General features: G+C 37.2%; 7 protein-coding genes and 1 pseudogene. 6 read left to right on the top strand and 2 right to left on the bottom strand.

Features of this window, described 5'->3' with window-relative positions; all coding sequences use genetic code 11:
* Positions 1 to 302 precede the first annotated feature (302 nt).
* The 6 genes and pseudogenes from ACP5P5_RS04610 (at position 303) to ACP5P5_RS04585 (ending at position 4,617) form a co-directional block, all read left to right on the top strand.
* Positions 303 to 782 (top strand): annotated as a pseudogene (locus tag ACP5P5_RS04610) (hypothetical protein).
* A gap of 304 nt (positions 783 to 1,086) precedes the next feature.
* The gene (locus ACP5P5_RS04605; protein ID WP_428284934.1) at positions 1,087 to 1,830 is read left to right on the top strand and encodes a bacteriorhodopsin-like; all 744 of its coding nucleotides are present in this window, start codon (positions 1,087 to 1,089) and stop codon (positions 1,828 to 1,830) included.
* Positions 1,831 to 1,874: 44 nt separating this feature from the next.
* Positions 1,875 to 2,999 carry a lycopene cyclase family protein gene (locus tag ACP5P5_RS04600; protein WP_428284933.1) on the top strand — a complete coding sequence of 375 codons (1,125 nt, stop codon included), beginning with the start codon at positions 1,875 to 1,877 and terminating at the stop codon, positions 2,997 to 2,999.
* Complete coding sequence (locus ACP5P5_RS04595) at positions 2,996 to 3,895, top strand: Brp/Blh family beta-carotene 15,15'-dioxygenase (RefSeq protein WP_428284932.1); 900 nt, start codon at positions 2,996 to 2,998, stop codon at positions 3,893 to 3,895. The genes ACP5P5_RS04600 and ACP5P5_RS04595 overlap by 4 nt, the downstream gene beginning before the upstream one ends.
* Before the next feature lie 171 nt (positions 3,896 to 4,066).
* Positions 4,067 to 4,309 (top strand): hypothetical protein, encoded by a 243-nt coding sequence (locus ACP5P5_RS04590; RefSeq protein WP_428284931.1) that lies wholly within the window; start codon positions 4,067 to 4,069, stop codon positions 4,307 to 4,309.
* A 101-nt stretch (positions 4,310 to 4,410) separates the two neighbouring features.
* Entirely contained in the window at positions 4,411 to 4,617 is a 207-nt protein-coding gene (locus tag ACP5P5_RS04585) for a hypothetical protein (RefSeq protein WP_428284930.1), read from the top strand.
* Positions 4,618 to 5,355: 738 nt separating this feature from the next.
* Here the strand turns inward: ACP5P5_RS04585 and gldD are convergent.
* Positions 5,356 to 5,961 carry a gliding motility lipoprotein GldD gene (gene gldD / locus ACP5P5_RS04580; RefSeq protein WP_428284929.1) on the bottom strand — a complete coding sequence of 202 codons (606 nt, stop codon included), beginning with the start codon at positions 5,959 to 5,961 and terminating at the stop codon, positions 5,356 to 5,358.
* 26 nt (positions 5,962 to 5,987) lie between these two features.
* Positions 5,988 to 7,337 (bottom strand): gliding motility-associated protein GldE, encoded by a 1,350-nt coding sequence (gldE, locus tag ACP5P5_RS04575; protein WP_428284928.1) that lies wholly within the window; start codon positions 7,335 to 7,337, stop codon positions 5,988 to 5,990.
* Positions 7,338 to 7,380 lie beyond the last annotated feature (43 nt).

Below are 7,380 nucleotides of genomic sequence, written 5' to 3'. Positions count from 1 at the left end.
TGTAGGCTCCCCATTTTCAGTACGTATCAAAAGTAGAATTTAAATCATTTGATTGCATAATACTATTATTATTATAATCAGATGTGGTAATGTGGTCAGGAATAGCAAGGTTTTGTGCGTGTGCTTGTGTATTAGCCCCCTAAAAGGCTGGAGATATTTATAGAAATGGATTGACTTTTTAATAAGTCACTAAATTTTAAAAATATGAGTATCATCAAAAGAAAATGGACTGAAGCACTTAATTTTGAATAGTAAACCAACGACAGGACTAATAATAAACCGTAAACCTGTCGTAGGATTAAATCAAAAAACTGTCAACTATTTTTAGTACCATACATCCTATCGTTTCTATTGAAGATGGCATGGCTGAAGATGACTGGAATGGATGGAAGAAGTTAACCGAAAGCATTGGCAGCAAATGACAGTTGGTGGGTGATTATTTATTTGTGAAAAATGTAAAACGTTTGAGAGATGGTATTGACAAAGGCATTGCCAACAGCATTCTTATCAAAGTAAACCAAATAGGTTCAGTTACCGAAACCATCAATGCGGTGCAAATGGCACAGAATGCAGGTTATACTACTATCATGAGTCACCGCAGGGGTGAAACAGAAGATACCACCATTTCTGACCTGGCCGTTGCATTAAACTGCGGACCAATTAAAATCGGTTCTGCATCAAGAACAAATCGGATGGCGAATTACAATCAACTCATTCGTATTGAAGAAATGCTGGGAGAAAATGCAATTTATCCAAACGGGAAGATTCAATTTGGTAAGTAATCATTTTAAGCCCCTTAACAGCGGTGCTTTTTACCCACTTTATATTTTGATCATTGCCCCTTCTTTTCAAAAGCACGAAAGTTCCTTTCAATCAGATCACTTCATAATTTTTCAATTGTAATTTCCGGTGAAGGAATCGCTTTTTGTTGAATTTTGTTTCTTAAAATCAAGATGATAAAATAAACAAAAAAAAATTTTCTTATATATTCATGAACAATTCATCTGCATCATAGTTTTTTATTCAACGATAATTGCCAGATGATTAAACAAACTGGCTGATTTTTTTTAATTAAAACCAATTTATATGCTGCAAAATTTCTTTCTTGAAATCACTCCGATTTCAAATGACAACTATGTAGCGTTTACTTTCTTTGTTGGTACCATGGCTATGATGGCCGCTTCAGTTTTCTTCTTTTTTGAACTGAACAATACTGACAAAAAGTGGCGTACCTCTGTACTGGTGAGTGGCTTGATTACGTTTATTGCTGCCGTTCACTATTACTACATGCGTGGTTATAACCTGGAAACAGGTCAATCACCAACCTTCTTCCGTTATGTTGACTGGTTGCTAACTGTACCTTTGATGTGTGTTGAATTTTACCTCATCACCAAAAAAGTAGGCTCAACGCAAAGCTTGCTATGGAAACTCATTGCCGCATCTGTAGGTATGCTGGTAACCGGTTATATAGGGGAAGCTGTTTACCCTACAGAAACTGTGAGCTGGGTATGGGGTGCCATCAGTGGATTGTTTTACTTCTATATTGTATACCTGGTATGGTTTGGTGAAGTGGCAAAACTGGCCGGTAATGCGGGGCCTGATGTAACCGCTGCCAATAAAACCCTTGCCTGGTTTGTACTGGTTGGGTGGGCTATTTATCCGCTGGGTTATATTCTTGGAACCAAAGGCGGTTTGTTTGGTATGCAACTAGTTGCTGATCATGCTGCTGCTTCTGCTGCCATGGATGTTGTTTACAACATAGGTGATGCTGTAAATAAAATCGGGTTTGGCTTAGTGATTTATTCATTATCTAGAAAAGCAACTGCTTAATTTGTTGATAAATGGGCCTGTCATTGAATTGACAGGCCTCTTTTATGAAACAGAATCATTACGATATTATCATGGCGGGTGGGGGAGCTGCTTCCCGCATACTCCTCTACTTTTTGCGTTTGCAACCGGGTTTTGATCAATTACAAATTCTGGTACTGGAAGCCGAAAACCATATTGCAGAAAAAACATGGTGCTTCTGGACACAACAACAACAACATCCGTTTGAACATCTCATCCGCAAACAATGGAATGAACTGGAATTTAAAGCAGGGGATTATACCACTTATGAATCTATCAATCCTTATCGTTACTGTTGCATTCATGGTGCTGATTTTGACCGCTATTTCAATGTTGCGTTTTTCCCTGTTTATCCCAACTTAACCTTACTGCAACAAAAAATTCTTTCAACTGAACACACCAATCATCTTTGGACGGTTGTAACAGAGCAGCAACAATTTACCTGTAACCGTCTTGTATCCAATGCGGCCTTGAATCAGCCCGCCACGCCAATGCTTCAACATTTTCATGGTTGGTTTATTGAATATAACCACGATGTATTTGATGAGAACCGTGCTTTGCTCATGGATTTTGCATTACCCGGTAATGATCAGTTTTGTTTTTTCTATCTACTGCCTTTCAGTAATACAAAAGCATTGGTTGAGTGTACGTACTATTCTGCAAAAGCATATGATCCTGCTATTTACCAGCAGCAAATTCAGCAATATCTATTGAAACGCTTTGGCAACCACTTCAGCATCTATCATAAAGAGCAGGGAGCTATTCCACTGCAATTGCATAAGGATGCATCTGATGCAACACCTGCTCTGATCAACATTGGCCAATCGGCCGGCATGATTAAGCCCAGCACGGGTTATGCATTTCAAAGAATGGTGGAAGATTCAAGGTTATTAGCCGCTTCACTGCACAAGGAACAGCCGCTACGCAGAAAGCGACATCGTCGTTTTCGTTTTTACGATGGGCTGCTGCTTTCCATTATACAGGAAGAACCGGGGCGTGCTATTTCCATTTTTCAACAACTCTTTAGTAAAAGTTCCATGAAGTCTATTCTTACCTTTCTGGATGAAAACAGTACGATTGCAGAGGAAGCAAAAATATTTTCAAAACTACCCTGGTGGCCTTTTTTAAAACACATCAAGCTCCTTGGATGAATAAGAAAACCCTTCATATTCTCATAGTATTACTCCTTACATTAGTGGCGGTGTCAACCCGTACTTATTGGAGGGGTTCTGTACTGGAGTGGATGGCAGCGGGTGTATTTATTGTTATGGCAGGTATTCCACACGGATCGTTGGATCATAAGCTTGCACAACATCGCAACAAAAATTTGAAGCTGTTATTTTACATCCTTGGTTATGTTGCGGCTGCCGTCTTTTTCCTTGTAGTATGGCTCTGGTTTCCCGGCTGGGCCTTCCTGCTTTTTCTGTTGCTCACTGCCTGGCATTTTGGTGAAACAGATATCGCTTCCCTGGGTTTTCATAAAACATCTCCGGTACTTGTGTTTGTGTATGGCACTGCACTCACCAGCTGGTTATTATTACAAGAACCCGCAACATTGCTGTACTGGACGGGCATCATTACACACAATAGCAAGGTTGCTTTAACTGCTGTGCAATGGATAACAGGTATTCCGGTATTGATATGGTTTGGTATAGTGGCAGTAATAGTCATATTCAATCCGAATGTTACTTTATTTACATGGCCGCAACGGTTGTTGTTTCTTTTGTTTCTCTACCTGGTTTCCAAAACCAGCTTACTCATTGGTTTTATTCTTTACTTCTCCGGCTGGCACAGCATCAGTGCTATGTTGCATGTACATCATGCTGTATTTAGCCGCAGCGGATTTAAAACAATGCTGAAACAGGCATTGCCTTATACTGCAGCAGCAGTGTTATTTCTTTTTGCAATTGCCTGGCTCAGCGATGGTACCTGGCTCAGTAATCATGCATTGCCGGCGTTGTTTGTATTACTGTCCATCCTTACATTACCGCATATGACAGAAATGCACAAACTCTATATGCATCCCAATCCGGAAGGAAAGAGCTGATCAGTAAGGAACATATGAATACTTCGTTTTATCAGGAAGCGCTTGCTTCTTTTCAGGGGGAACCCTAACTTTGAAGACAATATAATGAAAGTCGGTCATGCAGTCTATCCTTACTTCCCTGACTTCCATTGTTAAAAACAATTTTTTAGTAGCAATTATTGGCTTTTTTGAATGGATGTTGTTTTTGACAGCAATGATATTCCCTCCCTGTTAGAACGTTATCAGAAACTGAAAGAGCTCAAAACCAATACGGCGTATTACAATCAAAAGATAGAAGCAGCCAAAGTCGAACTGGAGAAACATAAAACAGACCCTGTCGTTTATGAGCGAATTGTAAGCGAAAAATACTATATGAAAAGGGATAATGAGGATATTTTCCTCTTTGATCAATCATTTTACATGTTCAGGCAATAACCCAACAACTTCCCCATTTTATTCAAGAAAGCATCCTTGAAAAACCAATTGTTCACACTAAAAAAGGATTGCTGATAAATCAAACTTTTACTCTGGAAGATTTGGTACAATATCTCTACAAAGAAACTACGCCGGAACAGAATGCAGCTATAGAAAAGGCCAAGCAACGTGACGGGACGCTCCGAGAGAAATTTGAGGTGATCAAAAAGGCTCATGCCCGTTTTGAAAAATTCAAATTATCCTTCCGTGTTGAAATGGTGCTCAACTTATTAAAGTATGGAAACAAAGAAACTGTTTCTCAAAATTAATTACCAATGCCCAAGGGCATTTTTTATTTTTGGTCATGAACAGAAGCATTGTGGCGGCGGTATGACCTTGCTTGCTTCAACATTTTGTTTTTTATGGCATCGGCTAAGCATTTGAGTGAATTAAACATCATCCCTTAATTTCGCCTTTACTACTTTCTTCCTCGTATGAAGCTTAAAGAACGTTACCAAAAGGTAATTGATTATTACACTGTGCATACCCACAATGCAGAAGCCGAATTGCTGTATGATAGTCCACATTGGCAAGCTGCATAACCCAATGCATAGACCTAAGCTTGCCAAAGCGTATGCCTGCGCCAATGCAAGCGAAAATTAAAAATATTTTTTCCAGCCTTTTAGAAAAAATTAAAGCACCCGAGTCGTAAACCAACTCAACAAAGACGGTGAAATATTGTGTTAACAATGGTTTAAAGACACGGTGAACAAGAACGCCAGCTGCCAACAGCGTGTTGCCTCAATTGGTGGTGACGTGCGAAATTGAAAATTTGTGCTTCTATCAAACTTTCGTGTAGGTTTACGGAGAAGTGTGCTCCGAAATCGCCAACTGCGGCAAGCCGAGAAACGTTATGCCAAAAGTTGCGATGAATTAGGATACTACAAAAATTTATTGAAACAATATTTGTAAATGTTAACTGTTAGGTAGAAATACCGTGTAAATATTGAATACTGTATTTCATTATTTTGTTTCATAAAACTACTTAAGAAAATAAATGGTAGTTGCTACCTCCATTGAAAGGTGTTGATTAAATGTTTCATGTCTTCTACTAAGAACCGATTAACGGGTGCTAATGAATCTTGATTAGGAGTTGCATCAAAATATAATGCTCCACGTAGAAAATGATGAGTAGAATCAGTTAAAAAGAATTGGTTAGCTGTTGCTACATTTCCCCCCACTTTAAAAAACATACCATGTACCCCATTGGGTGTTACCATTAACGAATCATCAATAGAATAGGCTTTTTCGCTATGTTTATTGGTTAAGGTAAATGCATCGTTAATCAGTTTCTGAAAATTGTTGGGACCTATGGTTTTGTAGCTAACATAAATACGCCCATTGAATTGCGGGAAGTCAATATTTATCCACCAGGGATTTTCTGTTTTCCCTCCAAAAAAAGTAGAGTCTTTCACTACACGTGCATACACGGGATATTCAAAAGTATAGGGATATCCGGGTTGATTGAATAGTTGGTATTGATGTTTGGGAAAATTAATTTTAAAATAGCCTCTTGGTTTTGGTACAAATGGACTGTTGCAGCTGAATTGCATAACACTAATACAGGCTGCCAATAAAAATAGGATAAACGATTGTAATATTTTTGAAAGCATTTTGTAGAGGTGAATGTGGTAGTAAATTATATTATTTCATCTTCTTTTACTTTGGTAATGGTAACTTTTATTTTGTTAATTCTGGTTTTTTCAACCTCCAATATCATAAAGTCGAAACCGGGAATACTTACCACTTGGCCCTTTTTAGGGATATCGCCCGCAATTTCTAAAATTAATCCTGCTAATGAGTCGCTTTCACCTTTTAAAGTGTCAAAAGTATCAACGGGTAGTTGCATAATTTTGCACACATCATTAATCATTATTTTACCTTCAAATATGTAATTGTTTTCATCTAATTTTTTATAACCATATTCTTCTTCATCAAATTCATCTTTAATATCACCAATTATTTCTTCTAAAATATCTTCTAAGGTAACAATGCCGCTAGTGCCACCAAATTCATCAACAACTATAGCAAAGTGTATTCGTTTGGCTTGAAATTCGGTCAATAAATCTTCAATCATTTTGTGTTCGTGCACAAAATAAGGCGGTGATATTAATTTGTGCCATTCAAAATTTTCGCTTTCATTTAAAAAGGGTAGTAAATCTTTGGTGCGTAAAATACCTACTACTTCATCCAAATCTTCTTTGTAAACAGGTACACGACTGTAGTTATTATCCGCAACTGATTGTAATAAGGAATGAAAGTCCATATTATAATCAACTCCATGAACTTCTAATCTGGCTTTCATAATTTGTTTTACTGTAATATTGCCAAACTTTATAATACCTTTTAAAATGTTTTTTTCATTTTCATTAGTGCCCGATTTGGTAATTTCTATAGCTTGATATAATTCATCGCTTGTAATGCTACTGCTTTTATTACTGAGTTTTCTTTCAATAATATCTGAATATTTTACTAAAACCTTGCTTAGACGTTTACAGATGTAATGAACGAACTCAATAAAAGGTGCTACCTCTTTTGCAAATCGAATATTGTTTTGCGTAGCTAAAATTTTAGGCATTATTTCTCCAAACAATAGTAATACAACTGAAACAATGACTACCTTAATAATAAATTCAATCCATGCATTGGCAATAAAAAAATTGGGTTGGTAGGTAGCTATCCATTGGTCAATACCTATGTTAAAGATGATGATGATGGCAATATTTATAAAACTATTGGCAATTAATAATGATGCTAATAGCTTTTTAGGTTCGCTTAGTAAATGAATAATGCGTTTGTAAGAGGGAGTTTGTTTTGTTTTAAGCAGGTTAATATCTTTTTGTTTCAAAGAAAAAAAAGCAGCTTCAGCACCGCTAACAAAAAATGAAATGATTAATAAAATGAAAAGCAAAATCAGCAATGCTATACTGCCTTGCGGAGTTGCGGCGTTTAGCAAATAAAATATAAGAAATGCCGGGTGATGGTCCAAAATAATTTGTTTTAATGAATAATGTGGAAGTAACTTTTTTTTA

The sequence above is a fragment of the Hydrotalea sp. genome, from assembly GCF_049968455.1.
In the GTDB taxonomy this organism is placed as follows: domain Bacteria; phylum Bacteroidota; class Bacteroidia; order Chitinophagales; family Chitinophagaceae; genus Hydrotalea.
The sequence above is the reverse complement of the archived record's forward strand: the minus strand, read 5'-3'. Positions and strand labels throughout refer to the sequence as shown.

Excerpts from the sequence above, each read along its gene's own strand:
- ACP5P5_RS04595 (WP_428284932.1), top strand. The coding sequence starts at position 2,996 with ATGAATAAGAAAACCCTTCATATTCTCATAGTATTACTCCTTACATTA.
- ACP5P5_RS04605 (WP_428284934.1), top strand. The coding sequence starts at position 1,087 with ATGCTGCAAAATTTCTTTCTTGAAATCACTCCGATTTCAAATGACAAC.
- ACP5P5_RS04600 (WP_428284933.1), top strand. The coding sequence starts at position 1,875 with ATGAAACAGAATCATTACGATATTATCATGGCGGGTGGGGGAGCTGCT.
- gldD (WP_428284929.1), bottom strand. The coding sequence starts at position 5,961 with ATGCTTTCAAAAATATTACAATCGTTTATCCTATTTTTATTGGCAGCC.
- ACP5P5_RS04590 (WP_428284931.1), top strand. The coding sequence starts at position 4,067 with ATGGATGTTGTTTTTGACAGCAATGATATTCCCTCCCTGTTAGAACGT.